Origin of the sequence: Diaphorobacter ruginosibacter (assembly GCF_014395975.1) — a bacterium.
GTDB lineage: Bacteria > Pseudomonadota > Gammaproteobacteria > Burkholderiales > Burkholderiaceae_C > Diaphorobacter_A > Diaphorobacter_A ruginosibacter.
Map to the genome: position 1 here is coordinate 506,319 of NZ_CP060714.1, position 16,480 is coordinate 522,798.

The following is a 16,480-nucleotide window of genomic DNA, read 5'->3' on the forward strand; positions in this document are numbered from 1 at the left end:
CCTTGGTTCCCCTACGCGTTCAGGCCTTCGGACGTTCCATCAGTGCAGCAAGGTCAGCCCCGGCGGCAGGCTGTCGCCCAGGCTGCGCTTGCGGTCATCGGCATCCATGTCCTGCACGCTCTGCACCAGTTGAATCCAGCGCGCCGGTGCACCCGATGCCCTGAGCTTCGCGAGCACCTGCTCGCGCTGCGCGTCGGGGAAATCGAGGGCTCGGTCGCCGCTCATGCGCATGATCTGCACAGCGGCGAACATGGCGGTTTCGTTGCGGCGCCAGTCCTCGGTCAGCGTGGCGTCGAGGAACTCGGTGGCGGCCTGTGGCGGCATCGTGAGATGGGCGTTGGCCGCTAGCGGCAGGCGCGCCGCAAGGCGGCCGATGGCCCACCAGGTCTGCGGGGTTTCGCCCGCGCGCTGCAGGCGGCCCAGCATCCATTGGCCCATCTCCTGGCGGTACTGCCACGGCACGGCTTCCATCGCGGCGAACAGGCGCAGCATGTCTTCGTAGCTGCCGTGTGTTGACTTGCCGCCGCTGCGCTGCGTGGTCTGCTGCACAGCCTTCTGCATCTGGCCCGCGACGTCTTCGAGAACCTGCATCTGCTGTGCCTCGTTCAGGCCCGCGGCCACGCGGCGCCAGAACACCCACCACTCGGTCCAGTTGGCGGCGTCCCTGGCATGTGCGATGCCCTGCTCGTAGAGCTGCCAGACCTGCTCGATGCGCCATGCATCCAGTTCCGCACCCACGCCGGGCCGCAGGCACCAGCCCGCCAGATTGAGCCACACGCGCTCATGCTCGGCCGATCTGCGGCGGCGCTTGGCGCGTGCGAGGAGCGCATCGAACAGCGCGCGCAGCAGCGGTGCGTCCCAGCTTTCGCGGGGGCCCAGGATTCGCTCCAGCGATTGGCGCAGTTGCCGTACTTCCTTGGCGCCCACGTCCTGCGCCAGATTGCCGAAGATGCGCTCGATCTGTGCAATGGCCGCCTGCCGGGCTGCGGACTGGCGGCTTATCGCGCGGCCCATCGCGCCATCATGCGCATCGTCGCCTGTGACGTCCGGGGCCTGTGCGCGCAGGTCGAACGGCAGCAGCCACTGCTGCTGCAGGGCTTGTTGTGCCGAATGTTCCCCTGTGTTCTGTGGCGTGCCGTCGACAGCGATGCAGCGCACTTCGAGCGTGCCCACCTCCGTCATGCAGGCCTGCAGCTGTACCTCGACGGAGCTGCGATGGTCGCGGTTGTCCTGCGCGCCATGGGGCGGCTGCAGGACGGTGGCGAGCGGGGGCAGTTGCACCCAGCCGTCGCCCTGCAGATCGAGCAGTTGCCCGGCCTGGAACACCTGGTCGCTGTGGTTGCCTGCGACCATGTCGAACCGAACCGCCTGCCCCAGCCGCAGCGCGAAGCGCCGCCCAGTGAGCGTGATGCGCGTGCCTTCCTGGGTGCCGCGCGGCAGCAGGCACAGGCCCTGCGGCAAGCTCCCTGCCTTGTCCTGGCCACGCAGCACCAGCCAGTAGCTGCGCGCGGCACCGCCGCCGATGCGCGGCAGTGCCACGGCGGGCGCGCCCTGGGCCTCACGGGCTTTTTCGGCTTCGTCGAGCGTCAATCCATAGGCCGCCGCGCCGCGCGCCACGGCCCAGTCGGGATGCGGGTTGTGCAGAACGCGCACGGCATCGCCGCGCCAGGTGCTCAGTTGCTGCGTGAGGCGTTCCACCAGCGCATGCGCATGGAATACGCCGCCGTTGAGCAGCACCGTGTCGGGCAGTTCCTCCCGGGCGTGCTGCGCGAGAAACTGCGCGAGGTGCCGGGAGATTGCCGCATCCGCGGGGTAGGGCAGGCCGAAGCCGCGCAGCGCGCCCTGGCGCCGCTGCGGTACGTCGCCGCGGGCCGCCAGCGGCAGAAAGCCTTCGACGATCCACGATCGCACCTCGTCCCGCGACAGCGCCGCGGAGCGCGTCTGCGCCATCAGCCGCGAGCCGCTGCCAAGCAGCGTGACGGAGACGGAGTCCGGCGCGTCGGCGGCCAGCAGCTGGATCTTGGCGAGGCGGCAGCGCTGCACCAGTTGGGCGAATCGCGCGGGAGCCAGCCGCTGTTCGCCCGCGTTCAGGAACTGTGCCTCGAGGCGATGCGCCAGTGCCAGGTCCATGTTGTCGCCACCCAGCATCAGGTGTTCGCCGACGGCAATGCGCGTGAGCGTGGGCAGTGCATGGGCGCGAGCCTGGGAGGCGTCGTGCTCCACGCGGATCAGCGTGAGATCGGTGGTGCCACCTCCCACGTCGACGACCAGCACGAGCCGGCTGTCCCTGAGCCTCTGCGCGAGCTGCTCGCCCTGCAGCACCAGCCAGTCGTGGAACGCCGCCTTGGGCTCCTCCAGCAGATGGACTCGTGGAAGGCCCGCCTGCTCCGCCGCCTGCAGCGTGAGCGCGCGCGCGCCTTCGTCGAACGACGCAGGCACGGTGAGCACCACGATCTGGCGCGCCAGCGGCGCATCCGGGTGCCGTGCATTCCAGGCGGCCTTCACATGCGCGAGATAGCCGGCAGAGGCCTGTACCGGCGAAATCTTGTGTACCTCTTCCGGGGCGCCCCAGGGCAGGATGGCGGCGCTGCGGTCCACACCGCCGTGCGAAAGCCAGCTCTTGGCGCTGGCCACCAGGCGCGATGGTACGGCGGCGCCCAGATCGCGCGCCCATCGGCCGATGAGCGCGGGATGCTGCGCATCGGCTCCGAGGGCCGGCCACGGCTTCTGCCACGTCGCATCGCCCAGTTCGCCTGCCGCGCCGTGGTAGCGCACGGAGGGCAGCAAGGATTGCTCGGTGATCTCGTCGGCCGCGCTACGCTGTGCAATGGGCAGCAGTTCGATGCCGCCACCCCTGTCTGCGAGGGGCGCGAATGCCGCCACCGTGTTGCTGGTGCCCAGGTCGATGCCGACCACGAAGCGGGCTGCGGCCGGGGCGTTTGTCATCAGTACAGAGCCTGGATGTCCCGCAGAAGCGCGGGGCGGGATTCAACGATCACGAGCGGCACGGCAATCCAGTTGTCGGCGTGGTCGCGCGCGGGCAGCAGCCGCAGGTACATGCATACCGGCAGTGCGAATCTGGCGAGCAGCGTCATCTGCAGAGGCAGCAGCGCACCGAAGCCCGAGGCGAAGTAGTCGGGCGTGGTGATGAGGTCCACGTAGCGCCCATGCTCGAGCCCGCGCAGCTGGAAGTGGCTCGATTGGGGGACAGCGACCTCCTGGCCGTCGCGCTGCGTCTTGCTGCGCACCTGAAAGGTGGAGAGCGTGCCTTGCACCCAGCCGAATTCGGTGGCAGAGCGCTCGGCGTACTCGCTCACGTTGACCGCGGGCTGCCGGGCCAGTTCGGGCCAGAGTTCGCCGAGCATGTGCCGCGTCGAGACGGCGTACGCCCGCGTTTCCTGCGTGCCGGTTCCCGCGGAAAACGGCAGCATGGGCACACCGGTCGGATGACCCGGAGTGCCTTGAGCAGGAATGCGCGAGAGGGTGGTCTGGGCGCTCTGGCCGGACCAGGCTTCGTAGCGATCGGCGACGAAGTCCCTGTCCAGATACACGAGGCTGTCGAGCAGTGCGGAGTGCATGGTGGCGCTTGAGTGTCTGGCGGGTCAGATGGCGGGCGAAGTAGAGGCAGCTTCGCCAGTGATGTCGCCGGAGGCTTCGGCGCGCACGTCGAACTCCACCTTCCAGCGTTCGCTGCCGCCCACGGGCACGGCATTCAGCTCCAGCGTGCCGATGTCGGTCACGCGGGCGAGCAGTGTCACGGGGACCACGTCACCCGCGCTGCGGCCTTCGGCGGGCAGCGTGGCCTCGATCTCCTGCAACTCCACCAGCTCCTCGGGGCCCCAGAAGTCGAGCATCGTGCCCACGGCGTCGCTGCGGCGCACCGACGAGCCGAAGAAACGCAGCCGCACGGGTTCGCCCACGATCAGGCCGAACTCCTGCGCATCGAGCCGCACTTCCGTGCCCTCTTCCATGCCGAAGGGGGCCAGGCACAGTGCGGAGATCGGGGGCTCCATGCCCGGAATGGCCGGCATGTTGGACTCCACGCCCACGTAGTATGACTGTGCCGTGCCGCCGCGGATGCGCACGCCGCGCCCTGCGCGGACATGGCCGTAGTAGGCGGCGCCCCGCGCCACGGCGAGGTCGAGATTCGCGCCGTCGAGCACGCGCAGGGCCGGGGCGTTGTCCGCCGTGAGCCAGCCGTTGATCACGTCGACGATGCGCTGTTCGATCTGCGGTGCCTTGAGCACGCCACCGTTGAAGAGGATGGCGGTGGGATGCAGGAATGCCGCTCCTGCGGGCTGGGTGCCCTGCAGTCCCTCGATCTGTTCGGTGGCGCCTGCCTGGCGCGACAGGAAGGCCGCGAGATGGCGCGTGACCGCTGCGTCCTGCGCATAGGGCAGGCCCAGCTGAGTGAGCGCGGCACGTGCGCGGGTCTGCGGCTTGTCGCCGGCGGCGACCCGGGGGAAGAAACCCTCCACCAGCATCTGCAGCACCTCGGAGCGCGTGAGTTCGGTGCGGATGCTGCCGCCGATCAGCTTGCTGCCGCGGCTGGGCACGACGACCGGGACGCTCTGCAGGCTGTCATCGGCCAGCAACTGCTCCTTGGCCGCGCGGCAGCCATGCGAGAGCGCGCGCGTCTGCCACGCATCGAGCTGCCTGCCTTCGGCGGCGAGCTTGCGCGCCAGTCCATACGCCAGCGCCAGATCCATGTTGTCACCGCCGAGCAGAATGTGCTCGCCCACGGCAACGCGCTGCAGCTCCAGATGGCCGTCGCGTTCCAGCACGGCGATCAGCGAGAGGTCGGTCGTGCCGCCGCCCACGTCCACCACCAGGATGATGTCGCCGTTCTTCACCTGCTTGCGCCACTGGCCGTCGCTTTGCTGGATCCAGCTGTAGAGCGCCGCCTGGGGCTCTTCGAGCAGCGTGAGGTTGCGAAAACCCGCATTGCGGCAGGCCTCTGCCGTCAGTTCGCGCGCTGCGGGGTCGAACGATGCGGGAATGGTGACGGTGATGTCCTGCTCGTCGAACGGTGCTTCGGGATGCGCGTTGTTCCAGGCCCAGCGCAGGTGCCTGAGATAGCGCGTGGAAGCCTCGAGCGGCGACACGCGCGCCACTTCCGGCGGTGCATCCGCCGGCAGGATCGCCGCGCGGCGATCCACGCCGGGATGGCACAGCCAGCTCTTGGCGCTGCTCACGAGGCGAATGGAGGTGTTCGCGCCCCGCGTGCGTGCGAGCTCCCCCACGATGAAGCTTTGCTCGCCTGCGCCCGGAAGCGCCATGTCGGCGGCGGTGAGCTCGTTCTCGTGCGGCAGGTAGAGGAACGAGGGCAGCAGCGGCTGGCCTTCGACGCTGGCGGGTGCGGTGAGCTGCGGAATGTCCAGCACCCGCTGCAGGGCCTTCTCGCCGTCGCTGGCGGTCTTGTCAACGTAGGACAGCGCACAGTGCGTGGTGCCGAGATCGATGCCGATGCAGAACAAGGCGTTGGAGAGTGAAGACGAATCCATAAAAATCTTTGCTTTTCGGGCGTGCCGTCGCCAGTGGGCGGCACGTCCTCTTGACTGCCCTCTCGGCCCTCTCAATGGGGCAGGGCGTGGGGGAGCGGAAGGTTGGGGGTGGTCCCGGGGGCTTTTACAGTTCCACTTCCGCCTGCGCGAGGGTTTCCGCTGCCTTCTCGTCGGTGAGCTGTGGCAGCTGCATCCGCGAGACCTTCCAGCCGCGGTGGGTAAGCGTGCCCGTGAAGGGGGCTTGGCCGACCACGTTGCCGGTCAGGCGGATGGCCGTCGTATCGAAGCCCGGAGCCACGGTGATGCGGCTGCCCTCGGCTTCGTCGCGCACGGGCACGAGCGTGAAATGCTCCTTGAGCACCTTGCGGCAGCCTTCGTGCACCACGCGTGCGGCGGCGCCGATCTCGGCATCGGTGTAGTTCTTCACGTCTTCCTGGATGAAGTCGACGAAGCGCGCCTCGCGCTGCATCAGGCCCAGTACCTGCAGCGCGGCGGTGTCGGTGGGCACGCGCAGCTGGATGGTCCTCTCCACGATCTTTTCGACCGGGACCTCGACGCGGGTTTCAATGATCTTCTCGACGGGCACCTCGATGCGCACTTCCCTGGGCTCGGGTGCGGGAACGTCGGCGGCCAGCGCCTCGCCGGCGCGCAGGCGCGTGATGTCCGACGCAAGCCGTGCATTGCCGAGGATGGCGAAGAAACTGCCGATGGCAATCGCAATGCGGCTGAAGAAGGAGGGCGGATTCTGTGGGGTCATGTGGTCATGGTTCCGGCGTTTGTGCCGGACGGCTGAATTTCAAACCCATGCGACGCTCGGCGCCACGGCATGGGGCGGGTGCGCGCGGGCCTTCCTCTTCCTGTCTGTCAGGAAGGCCGGGCGCTGCCTCTCTACTCTCTAGGCAGGCAGGCCCCTTCGCGCACGCGCGAGAGCCGCCATGTTACCGAATGCCGTCAACCCCAGTGTGTCCGTGGGGCATGGGTGCAAAATACTGTTTTAATAAACAGTATCGCCTTGCCGCACCTGCCCCAACCCGGACGAAGCTCTTAGTCGGTGATCTTCGCGAACTTCACGAGCTCGGCGTATTTGCCCATGTCGGTGCGGATGATCTGTGCCAGGTCTTCATCGCCCTTCGCGGCCGGAGCGCCTGCTGCGTCGAGGCGTTCGCGGAAGGCGGGGTCCTTCAGTCCGGCCTTCAGCGCGCCTTGCAGCTTGCTCACGATCTCCGGTGGCAGGCCCTTGGGGCCGGCAAATGCGAACCAGCCATTGAGGGCGTAGCCCTTGAGCGAGGGGCTTTCGCCGAGTGCCGGAATGTCCTTCATGGATGGAATGCGCTGCGCGGTGGTGACGCCCAGCGCCGTCATGCGGCCATCCTTGATGAATGGCGCGGCCAGGGACTGGGAGATCACGCCGAAATCCAGCGTGCCCCCCGCGAGATCGCTGACCATGGCGGCCGATCCCTTGTAGGGGATGTGTGCCACGTCCACGCCGGCGATCTTCTTGATCAGCTCGCCGGAGAAGTGCGGGGTCGACCCGATGCCCGGGCTGCCATAGCTGTACTTGCCCGGGCTGGCCTTGGCCAGCGCGACGAATTCCTCGACGTTCTTCACCTTCATGTGGGAACCCGCGACCCAGATGTTGGGGGCGATGGCCGCAAGGCCGATGGGCGTGAGGTCGGCCGATGGGTCGTACTTCTGCGCCGCGTTCACGAACTTGGTTCCGGCCATTTCGTTGCTGGAGCCCGCCATCAGCGTGTAGCCGTCCGGCTTGGAGCTGACCACGCGCTGGGCACCCACCACGCCTGCCGCGCCCGGAATGTTCTCCACGATGACGGTGGCCTGGAGCTGCCGGGTCAGCATCTCGCCGATGATGCGCCCCACCATGTCGACCGAGCCGCCGGCCGCGAACGGAATGATCAGGCGGATGGGCTTGTTGGGATAGTCGGACTGCGCATGCACGGCAGTGGGAAGCGCCGCCATGGCGGCGCAGGCAGCGGCAAACGCCGCCAGGGTACGTCGTGAAATCCGGGCTTGCGCCATGGTGTCAACTCCAGGGAAAGAAGGAAAAAGGGAAAAGGGAAAAAAGGAAAAAGCGGACGACACCGACCGGCCCGGCATGGAGATGCATGCCGGATCGATTGTTGTGGGAGCGCGGTTCGCGGGGTCAGCCGGCCGGGGTGATGCGCGCGATCACGGCGCCCAGCGCCTGCGCGGTGCCGGCTTGCGCGAGCAGCGAAATCCTGCCGGAGCGGTGCGCGGTCACGTGCATCTCCATCTTCATCGCCTCCATCACGGCGATCACGTCACCTTCGTTCACCGCATCGCCGTCCTGGACCTTCCAGGCGTGCAGGTTCCCCGCGATGGGAGACTCGACGGCGTTTTCGTCATGGGCCGGAGCGGCTTCGGCGTTGGCGGCACGGGCGGCACCCGGCGCGGCGGCCAGGCCCTGCAGCAGGGCGGCGGGAAGGCCCAGCGTCACGCGCTTGCCGTCGATCTCGATGGCCGTGCGGGTCAGCGATGTGTCCGCCAGCGGCTCGGCGCGCACGGCGGCCGCCAGCGGCTCCGCAAACGACGTCTCGATCCAGCGCGTGTGGACATGGAATTCCTGCGTGCCGCTGAAGTCCGCGTGGTTCACCACCGCGCGGTGGAACGGCAGCACCGAGGCCACGCCTTCGATCTGGAATTCCTTGAGCGCGCGGCGTGCGCGGACCAGCGCCTGCTCGCGCGTCGCTCCGGTGACGATGAGCTTGGCCATCATCGAGTCGAACGAACCCGAGACGACGGAGCCCGCCTGCACGCCGGAGTCGACGCGCACACCGGGGCCGCTCGGTGCATCGAAGCGCGTGATTGCACCGGGCGTCGGCAGGAAGCCCCGGCCCACGTCCTCGGCGTTGATGCGGAATTCGAATGCATGGCCCGTGGGTGTGGGCGTTTGCGTGATCGACAGGGGCAGGCCATCGGCGACGCGCAACTGCTCGACCACGAGATCGACGCCGGTGGTCTGCTCGGTGACCGGATGCTCCACCTGCAGGCGCGTGTTCACTTCAAGGAACGATATCGTCCCGCTCTTGCTCAGCAGATACTCCACCGTGCCCGCGCTCACATAGCCGGCCTTGGCGCAGATGTCGCGCGCGGACTGGTGAATGCGCTCGCGCTGTTCGTCCGAGAGGAAGGGCGCGGGAGCCTCCTCCACCAGTTTCTGGTTGCGGCGCTGCAGCGAGCAGTCGCGTGTGCCAAGCACCACCACGTTGCCGTGCGTGTCGGCAATCACCTGGGCCTCGATGTGGCGGGGCTGGTCGAGGAACTGCTCGACGAAGCACTCGCCGCGTCCGAAAGCGGTGATGGCCTCGCGCGTGGCCGAGGCAAAGAGTTCCTCGACTTCATCCATGCGCCAGGCGATCTTCATGCCGCGGCCGCCGCCGCCGAATGCGGCCTTGATGATGATCGGCAGGCCGTGCTGCTCGGCGAACGCCAGCACCTCGGAGGCATCCTTGACCGGATCCTTGGTGCCCGCCACGAGCGGCGCACCCACGTCGAGCGCCACCTTGCGTGCGCTGACCTTGTCGCCCAGCAGGGCAATGGTCTCGGGTCGGGGGCCGATCCAGACAAGGCCCGCGTCGAGGACCGCCTGGGCGAAGGCCTGGTTCTCGGAAAGAAAACCGTAGCCGGGGTGAATGGCATCGGCACCGCTCTTCTTCGCGATGTCGATGATCTTGGCAATGTTCAGATAGGTGTCCGCCGGGCGCTCGCCGCTCAGGCCGTAGGCCTCGTCGGCCATGCGGACGTGCTGCGCATCGATGTCGGAATCGGCGTAGATGGCGACGGACTTCACGCCATAGTCGGCGCAGGCGCGCACAACGCGTACAGCGATTTCACCCCGGTTGGCAATCAATACTTTTTTCATGGTGGTGTGCTTTTCAAGACTGGGTTGCGGGTGCAATGTCTGCAAACGATTGAATGACGTTGAAGCGCAGCCAGGCGCCGACGGGGATCTGTCCGGCACGATCAAGGTGATGCGGCGCGATGCAGGCGATCACCGGATAGCCGCCGGTCAGCGGGTGGTCTGCGAGGAACAGTACGGGCTGGCCGTTGGCGGGCACCTGCAGCGCCCCGAGTGGCGTCCCTTCGCTCGGCAGCTCCGCCGTGACGGTGCGTGAGAGCGGCACGTCGCCGGCAAGGCGCAGGCCCACGCGATTCGATTGCGGCGTGACCTGCCAACGCTGCCCGGCAAGCAGTTCAACGGCTTCTGCGGTGAACCAGTCGGTGCGCGGGCCCAGTTCCACGTCGAGCACGACGTCCGCCTGCAGGGTGGGCAGGTCGTCCGCCGGCAATTCGGCATTCGCGACGATATGGCCCGTGGCCTGGCTCTGCACGTGCAGGACGTCACCGGGCTTGAGTGCCGCGGGGCCGACATGCGCGAGCGTATCGGTGGCGCAGCTGCCCAGCACCGGCGCAACGCGGAATCCGCCGCGCAGCGCCACATAGCAGCGTGCGCCTGCCACGGGTTGCCCGATGGCGAGCGTGTCGCCATCGGCAAGGGCGAGCGGTGCATGGCGCGGTGCATTCCAGCGCTGGCCCTGTGCCGTAGTGATGGTGAGCGGCGCATCTGCGCCCGTCACCGCCACCACGGTATCGCCGCGGCTTCTGAGCTGCAGGCCGCCGCCGACGGTCTCGAGTGCTGCGACATGGCTGGCGTTGCCCACGAGGCGGTTCGCTGCCTTGAGCGCGGCCTGGTCCATGGCTCCCGATGCGGAAACGCCCTGGCCGGCCTGGCCATGGCGGCCGGTGTCCTGGAACACGGTGAGCAGGCCCGTTGCACGAACGAGCAGGGCGGCGCCGTTGTCGTCATGCGGCTGGACTTCGGCAGGTGTCGCAGCCGGGGTTGCAGGGATATCTGCACCGGCCGATGCGGCAGCGGGCAGCGCCGATGCGTCCACGAAGCGCACGCGGTAGCCGGGCTGCAGTAGCGCCGGCAGTTCGCGCGAGAGGTCCCACATCGGTGTCTCGGTCACGCCGATCAGTTGCCAGCCGCCGGGGCTGGCCTGTGGGTAGACCGCGCTGAAGTTGCCGGCCAGCGCGACGGAGCCCGCCGGAACGCGCGTGCGCGGCGAGCTGCGGCGCGGCACGTTGAAGATCGGGTCGCCACCGACGAGGTAGCCGAAGCCGGGCGCGAAGCCCGTGAAGGCCACCGTGTATTCGCTGCCGGTGTGGCGGCGAATGACCTCTTCTTCGCTGATGTCCAAAAGCCGGGCCACATCGGCGAGATCCTCGCCGTTGTAGCGGACCGGAATTTCAACGAGCACGTCGCTGCGCTCGGTGCGCGCATCGAGCCTGCGCGACGCGATCTCGCGCACGATCTGCGGCGCGGAGGTGGCCGATGCCCGGAATTGCACGAGGATGGTCCGGGCCGCGGGCACCAGTTCCTCCACGCCGTGAACGGGCGTCTTCTGCAGCGACGCGAGCAGCGCAAGGGTGTCGTCCAGGTTGGCCAGCTCCACCAGCAGCGCGTTGCGGTTGACGGGCAGGAAGCGCATCGTGTGTTTGTCAACGCTCATCGAGTGTCCTGTTCAGTTGTCCATGGTGCCGTGCTCCGCTCGCATCACATGCAACGGGCGCGGCGCCACAGGGGGGGTCTCATTGCACGAACGAGGCGATCTGGATGTTCTCGCGCTCGAAGCGCGCGCGCAGGTCGCGTGCGATCGACACGGCTCCGGGGCTGTCGCCATGCACGCAGATGGAATCGGCCTCGATGCGCACCGTGCTGCCGTCGATGGCGGTGACGCACCCTTCGCGCACCAGCTTGACCATGCGTTCGGTGATTTCCTTCTCGTCATGCAGCACCGCGCCGGGCAGGGTGCGCGAGACCAGTTCGCCGGCTGGCGTGTAGGCCCGGTCGGCGAAGGCCTCGGCCACGACGGTGAGGCCCGCGTCGCGTGCCCACTGGATCAGTGGCGCGCCCGCCAGCGCGACGAGCACGAGCGATGGATCGAGTTCCAGGAGTGCCTTGATGACGTCGGCGGCCTGGCGCTTGTCCTGCGCGATCTTGTTGTAGAGCGCGCCATGGGGCTTGACGTACCGGACGGTGGTGCCTGCTGCCTGCGCGAGGCCCTGTAGCGCGCCGATCTGGTAGATGACGCTGGCCACGAGATCGGCACTGCCGATGTCCATGTTGCGGCGGCCGAATCCGACCAGGTCGGGATAGGCCACGTGCGCGCCGACGACCACGTTGCGTGCCTTGGCGGCCTTCAGTGTCTTGAGGATGCCCGCCGGGTCGCCCGCGTGGAATCCGCAGGCCACGTTGGCGCTGCTCACGATGTCGAGCATGGCGGCATCGTCGCCCATGCTCCATGCGCCGAAGCTCTCGCCAAGGTCGCTGTTGAGGTCCATTTTCATCATGGTGTTTCCCGTTTGGAGTTCGGCTGTCAGGAAATCTGGCCCGCGCTGACGTGCAGGTCCCGGGTGGTGCTCATCGCGGCCTGGAGGGCGGCCCGCACGCCTTCGATCTGGCGTTCGATCGGCATGCCCGCTATGCCCGGGCCCTTGCTTTTCTGATCGGGCACGGGCGGGACATGCATGAAGCCGCCGCGCGCGCCGGGTGCGGCCAGGCCCTGGCGCAGGCGATCGAGCAGCGCATAGCCGACATGGTTGCAGACGAAGGTGCCCGCGGTGTTGGAGACCGACGCTGCGATCCCCTCATCGCGCACCGCCTTCACCATGGCCTTGATGGGCAGGGTGCTGAAGTAGGCGGGCGGGCCGTTCTCGATCACGGGCTCGTCGATGGGATTGTTGCCCGCGTTGTCGGGGATGCGCGCATCGTCGAGGTTGATGCACACGCGCTCGGGCGTGATGTCGTCGCGGTTGTTGGCATAGCCGAGGCTCACGATGAGCGCCGGCTTGAATTCGGCGATCGCCTTGTCCAGCGCGGCGATCGAGTCCCCGAACACGCAGGGCAACTGCACGCTGCGCACGGTGCCGCCCGCAAGGGTTTCGCCGTCGAGTGCGCGGGCGATTTCCCACGACGAGTTGATGATGTCGTCGCCAAACGGCTCGAAGCCGGTCAGGAGGATGGTCTGTGCCATGCGTGCGTCCTTTCTTTTTCGATGACTGCTGTCGTTATCAGGTTACTTGTGGAACATGAGGAAATACAGCAGGAACACGTTGCACGTCAACAGCAGGAGCGCTGTGGGGATTTGCGCGCGGATCACGGCGTTCTTGTCGATTTCCAGCAGTGCCGCCGGAACCAGGTTGAAGTTGGCCGCCATGGGCGTCATGAGCGTGCCGCAGTAGCCCGAAAGCATGCCCACGGCCGCCATCACGGCAGGGTCGCCACCGAAATGATGCACCAGCACGGGCACGCCCACGCCGCCGGTCATCACCGGGAATGCGGCAAAGCCATTGCCCATGATGATGGTGAACAGCGCCATGCCGATCACGTAGACGGCCACGGCGATGAACTTGACGTCCATGTTGATGTATTCGGTGGTGACGTGCGCCACGGCCTTGCCGACGCCGGCTTCAGAGAACACGAGACCGAGCATGCCCAGCATCTGCGGCAGCACCAGGGCCCAGCCCAGGGCGTCCGTGAGGCGCCAGGATTCGCGGATGCCCTGCGCGGGTGTCTCGCGCGTCATCGAGCAGGCCAGGCCCAGGGCGATCACGCAGCCCACGCCCAGGCTCACCAGCGTGGTGTTCTTGGGGTCGAGCAGCGGCGTGCCACCCACGACGAGGTACTTGCCCGACAGCGTGCCGATCATCGTGATGAGCGGAATGGCGAGCGCGGGAACGAACAGCTTGTTGCCCAGGCGCTTGGCGCTTTCCAGGTACTGAGCGTCGGTGCGTGGCTGGTGCTTGCCGCCCGCAACGCCCTTGAAGCCCGCGATCACTGCCATGGCGACGGCCATCACGCCGACGATCACGGGGTCGAGCTTGTCACCGACCAGGAAGACCACGGCGTAGATGGCCCAGAACAGGCCGCTGGAATAGCGGCGTGGATTGGTGGCGTCGCGCACCGTGAGCACGGCGGTGATCGCCAGGATGATGCCGACGAGGTAATACAGGTGCTGGATGGTCAAGGTCATGATGTTCAGGCTCCCTGTTGTGCGGTGTTGTTCTGTGCGGCGCCAGCGGATTCACGGCCCAGTTCGCCCGACTGACGGGCCTTCTCGATGTCCGCGGCCAGCGCGGCGTCGAGGCGGTACAGGCGCACGGCATGGATGAGGAAGGCGCAGATGGCGGTCGGAATGCCCCACAGCGCGACGTGGATCGGCTCGACCTCGATGCCGGCTTCCTTCAGGAAGGTGGTCATCAGCACGATGGCGCCGAACGCGACGAAGATGTCCTCGCCGAAGAACAGGCCCACGTTGTCGGTGGCGGCAGAGAACGCGCGCAGCTTCTCGCGCACCTTGGCGGGCAGTCGGCCGAAACGGTTTTCCGTCGCGCCCTCGGCCATCGGAGCCAGCAGCGGACGAACCATCTGCGGGTGGCCGCCCAGGCTGGTCAGGCCGATGGCGGCGGTCAGCTGGCGGGCCGCCAGGTAAACGATCAGCAGGCGGCCTGCCGTGGCGGACTGGATGCTGCTGATCCAGCGCTGCGCGTGCTGGCGCAGGCCGTGGCGCTCCAGCAGGCCGATCACGGCCAGCGGAAGCAGGATGATCAGCGGCAGGTTGCGCGTCTTGACGAAGCCCGTGCCGATGGCGGCCAGCACCTTTTCGACGGGAAAGCCCGCGGCGAATGCCGTGCCGATGGCCGTGACGACCACGACCAGCATGGGATTGAAGCGTAGAACGAATCCCACAATGATGATGGCCACGCCTATCAGCGGCCAGAGGTTGACGTCGGTGAGCATGTTGTTTCCTTCGAATGGATGCGACGCGATGGATATAGCGGTGTGCTGCGGACAGATCAGCAATCGGAATGGCGCTGCACGGTGATTTTGACAACTGCACACAGTTTGTGCCGTACAAAACACATTTAATTGTCTGACAATTAATTATTTTGCATAAGACAATAAACCGCAGGCATAGGTGCAAACCCCTATTTTTGGCCTTGCGTCGATGGGAGAGCAGGTGAATGGCCATGAGCCGAAATCCCGGTCCCCATCCCGTTCCCCTTCGAAGCGACAAGCGGCGCGCATGGATACACTGCAAGCATCGCGAGGAGACATCAACAGACATGCCGAGTACCACCGAAGCTCAGAATCTCACGGACCGCATTGCCGAACATTTGCGCAACCAGCTCGTGCTGGGCGAATGGGCGCCGGGGCAGCGGCTGTCGGAGGCGGCCCTGTGCGAGAGCCTGGAGGTGTCCCGCAGCACGCTGCGCGAGGCATTTCGCGTTCTCACCAAGGAAGGGCTGCTGTCGCACGAGCCGAACAAGGGGGTGTCGGTGACGGTGCCCAGCATCGCGTCGATCATTGACATCTACCGCGTGCGCCGCATGATCGAATGCCAGGCACTGGCCCAGGGCTATCCCATGCACCCGGCGCGCGAGCGCATGCGCGGCGCGGTGAAGCAGGCAGGAACCTGCCGGGAGGAGGGCGACTGGCCCGGCGTGGGAACGGCCAACATGTCCTTTCACAAGGCGGTGGTCGAGCTGGCCGACAGCGAGCGGCTCAACGTGATGTTCTCCCACCTGCTGGCGGAGCTGCGGGTGGCCTTCGGGCTGATGCAGGATCCGCAGTTCCTGCACGCGCCCTATGTCGACATGAACCAGCAGATCCTTGCGCTGTTCGAGGCGGGCAAGCCCGGGGAGGCCTCGGTGGCGCTCAATGACTACCTGGTGCATTCCGAGCGCCTGATCCTTGCGGCCTACGCGCGCCGGCTGGCCGAAAAAGGCATCAAGGGATAGCCGGCAGCGCGTTGCGCGACAATGCAGGCTCTGCCCGACATGGGCATTTTCGCCTTCGTCATTTCCAGCGCACGCATGACCATCCACACCGACGATTTCGCCCCCGTTCCTCCGCAGCAGCGCGTGGTTTCCGCCGCGCCCGCGTCCCCGCAGGAGGATGCGCTGGAGCGCGCACTGCGCCCCAAGATGCTGGAGGAGTATGTCGGGCAGGCCAAGGCGCGCGAGCAGCTGGAGATCTTCATCGGCGCGGCGCGCAAGCGCTCCGAGGCCCTCGACCATGTGCTGCTGTTCGGCCCGCCGGGCCTGGGCAAGACCACGCTCTCGCACATCATCGCTGCCGAACTGGGCGTGAACCTGCGCCAGACGTCGGGCCCGGTGCTCGAAAAGCCCAAGGACCTGGCGGCGCTCCTGACCAATCTCGAGCGCAATGACGTGCTGTTCATCGACGAGATCCACCGTCTTTCGCCGGTTGTCGAGGAAATCCTGTATCCGGCGCTCGAGGACTACCAGATCGACATCATGATCGGCGAAGGCCCCGCCGCACGGTCGATCAAGCTCGACCTGCAGCCCTTTACGCTGGTGGGCGCCACGACCCGTGCGGGCATGCTGACCAATCCGCTGCGCGACCGTTTCGGCATCGTTGCGCGGCTGGAGTTCTATACGCCGCAGGAGCTCGCCCTGATCGTGCGCCGCAGCGCAGGCCTGCTCGGCGCGCCGATCGACGAGGAGGGGGGCTTCGAGATCGCCCGTCGCTCGCGCGGCACGCCGCGGATCGCCAACCGCCTGCTGCGCCGGGTGCGCGACTACGCCGACGTGAAGGGCGACGGCCGCATCACGCTCGACATCGCCCAGCGCGCGCTGACGATGCTCGACGTGGACCCTCAGGGCTTCGACGTGATGGACCGCAAGCTGCTGGAAGCCGTGATCCACCGCTTCGATGGCGGCCCCGTGGGCCTGGACAACATCGCGGCCAGCATCGGGGAGGAGTCGGGAACGATCGAGGACGTGATCGAGCCTTACCTGATCCAGCAGGGCTATCTCCAGCGCACCCCGCGCGGGCGCGTGGCCACGCTGGCCGCGTTCAGGCACCTGGGCGTGACGCCGCCCAGTGCTGCCGGTGGCTTGTTCTAGGC

General features: G+C 67.2%; 13 protein-coding genes. 2 read left to right on the plus strand and 11 right to left on the minus strand.

Annotated elements, in window-relative coordinates; all coding sequences use genetic code 11:
- Positions 1–39 precede the first annotated feature (39 nt).
- From H9K76_RS02425 to H9K76_RS02475, 11 genes are all read right to left on the minus strand, one after another.
- Positions 40–2,946 (minus strand): Hsp70 family protein, encoded by a 2,907-nt coding sequence (locus tag H9K76_RS02425; RefSeq protein WP_187598009.1) that lies wholly within the window; start codon positions 2,944–2,946, stop codon positions 40–42.
- The gene (locus H9K76_RS02430) at positions 2,946–3,578 is read right to left on the minus strand and encodes a hypothetical protein (RefSeq protein WP_187598010.1); all 633 of its coding nucleotides are present in this window, start codon (positions 3,576–3,578) and stop codon (positions 2,946–2,948) included. The genes H9K76_RS02425 and H9K76_RS02430 overlap by 1 nt, the downstream gene beginning before the upstream one ends.
- Positions 3,579–3,602: 24 nt before the next feature.
- Positions 3,603–5,504, minus strand: coding sequence for an Hsp70 family protein (locus H9K76_RS02435; protein WP_187598011.1), 1,902 nt, complete (start codon positions 5,502–5,504; stop codon positions 3,603–3,605).
- 124 nt (positions 5,505–5,628) lie between these two features.
- Positions 5,629–6,261 carry a DUF2760 domain-containing protein gene (locus tag H9K76_RS02440; protein WP_187598012.1) on the minus strand — a complete coding sequence of 211 codons (633 nt, stop codon included), beginning with the start codon at positions 6,259–6,261 and terminating at the stop codon, positions 5,629–5,631.
- A gap of 287 nt (positions 6,262–6,548) precedes the next feature.
- Positions 6,549–7,541 (minus strand): Bug family tripartite tricarboxylate transporter substrate binding protein, encoded by a 993-nt coding sequence (locus H9K76_RS02445; protein WP_187598013.1) that lies wholly within the window; start codon positions 7,539–7,541, stop codon positions 6,549–6,551.
- Between the two features lie 124 nt (positions 7,542–7,665).
- Complete coding sequence (locus H9K76_RS02450; RefSeq protein ID WP_187598014.1) at positions 7,666–9,405, minus strand: acetyl/propionyl/methylcrotonyl-CoA carboxylase subunit alpha; 1,740 nt, start codon at positions 9,403–9,405, stop codon at positions 7,666–7,668.
- Between the two features lie 13 nt (positions 9,406–9,418).
- Complete coding sequence (locus tag H9K76_RS02455; RefSeq protein WP_187600419.1) at positions 9,419–11,035, minus strand: 5-oxoprolinase subunit B/C family protein; 1,617 nt, start codon at positions 11,033–11,035, stop codon at positions 9,419–9,421.
- Positions 11,036–11,135: 100 nt separating this feature from the next.
- Complete coding sequence (locus H9K76_RS02460; RefSeq protein ID WP_187600420.1) at positions 11,136–11,894, minus strand: LamB/YcsF family protein; 759 nt, start codon at positions 11,892–11,894, stop codon at positions 11,136–11,138.
- A 29-nt stretch (positions 11,895–11,923) separates the two neighbouring features.
- Positions 11,924–12,580 (minus strand): pyroglutamyl-peptidase I, encoded by a 657-nt coding sequence (gene pcp, locus H9K76_RS02465; protein ID WP_187598015.1) that lies wholly within the window; start codon positions 12,578–12,580, stop codon positions 11,924–11,926.
- Positions 12,581–12,622: 42 nt separating this feature from the next.
- On the minus strand, positions 12,623–13,579 hold the full coding sequence (locus tag H9K76_RS02470; RefSeq protein ID WP_187598016.1) for a DUF979 domain-containing protein: 957 nt from the start codon (positions 13,577–13,579) through the stop codon (positions 12,623–12,625).
- 5 nt (positions 13,580–13,584) lie between these two features.
- A complete protein-coding gene (locus tag H9K76_RS02475) occupies positions 13,585–14,346 on the minus strand; it encodes a DUF969 domain-containing protein (protein WP_187598017.1) in 762 nt (253 codons plus the stop codon).
- Between the two features lie 326 nt (positions 14,347–14,672).
- Between H9K76_RS02475 and H9K76_RS02480 the strand changes: the two genes are divergently transcribed.
- Both H9K76_RS02480 and ruvB read left to right on the plus strand, forming a co-directional pair.
- On the plus strand, positions 14,673–15,347 hold the full coding sequence (locus tag H9K76_RS02480; protein ID WP_187598018.1) for a GntR family transcriptional regulator: 675 nt from the start codon (positions 14,673–14,675) through the stop codon (positions 15,345–15,347).
- A 75-nt stretch (positions 15,348–15,422) separates the two neighbouring features.
- Positions 15,423–16,478, plus strand: coding sequence for a Holliday junction branch migration DNA helicase RuvB (gene ruvB, locus H9K76_RS02485; protein ID WP_187600421.1), 1,056 nt, complete (start codon positions 15,423–15,425; stop codon positions 16,476–16,478).
- The last annotated feature ends 2 nt before the right edge of the window (positions 16,479–16,480 follow it).

Bases quoted from the DNA above. Each gene is read 5' to 3' on its own strand.
- H9K76_RS02470 (WP_187598016.1), bottom strand. From the start codon at position 13,579: ATGACCTTGACCATCCAGCACCTGTATTACCTCGTCGGCATCATCCTG.
- H9K76_RS02460 (WP_187600420.1), bottom strand. From the start codon at position 11,894: ATGAAAATGGACCTCAACAGCGACCTTGGCGAGAGCTTCGGCGCATGG.
- H9K76_RS02455 (WP_187600419.1), bottom strand. From the start codon at position 11,035: ATGCGCTTCCTGCCCGTCAACCGCAACGCGCTGCTGGTGGAGCTGGCC.
- pcp (WP_187598015.1), bottom strand. From the start codon at position 12,580: ATGGCACAGACCATCCTCCTGACCGGCTTCGAGCCGTTTGGCGACGAC.
- H9K76_RS02425 (WP_187598009.1), bottom strand. From the start codon at position 2,946: ATGACAAACGCCCCGGCCGCAGCCCGCTTCGTGGTCGGCATCGACCTG.
- ruvB (WP_187600421.1), top strand. From the start codon at position 15,423: ATGACCATCCACACCGACGATTTCGCCCCCGTTCCTCCGCAGCAGCGC.
- H9K76_RS02435 (WP_187598011.1), bottom strand. From the start codon at position 5,504: ATGGATTCGTCTTCACTCTCCAACGCCTTGTTCTGCATCGGCATCGAT.
- H9K76_RS02450 (WP_187598014.1), bottom strand. From the start codon at position 9,405: ATGAAAAAAGTATTGATTGCCAACCGGGGTGAAATCGCTGTACGCGTT.
- H9K76_RS02475 (WP_187598017.1), bottom strand. From the start codon at position 14,346: ATGCTCACCGACGTCAACCTCTGGCCGCTGATAGGCGTGGCCATCATC.
- H9K76_RS02445 (WP_187598013.1), bottom strand. From the start codon at position 7,541: ATGGCGCAAGCCCGGATTTCACGACGTACCCTGGCGGCGTTTGCCGCT.
- H9K76_RS02440 (WP_187598012.1), bottom strand. From the start codon at position 6,261: ATGACCCCACAGAATCCGCCCTCCTTCTTCAGCCGCATTGCGATTGCC.
- H9K76_RS02430 (WP_187598010.1), bottom strand. From the start codon at position 3,578: ATGCACTCCGCACTGCTCGACAGCCTCGTGTATCTGGACAGGGACTTC.
- H9K76_RS02480 (WP_187598018.1), top strand. From the start codon at position 14,673: ATGCCGAGTACCACCGAAGCTCAGAATCTCACGGACCGCATTGCCGAA.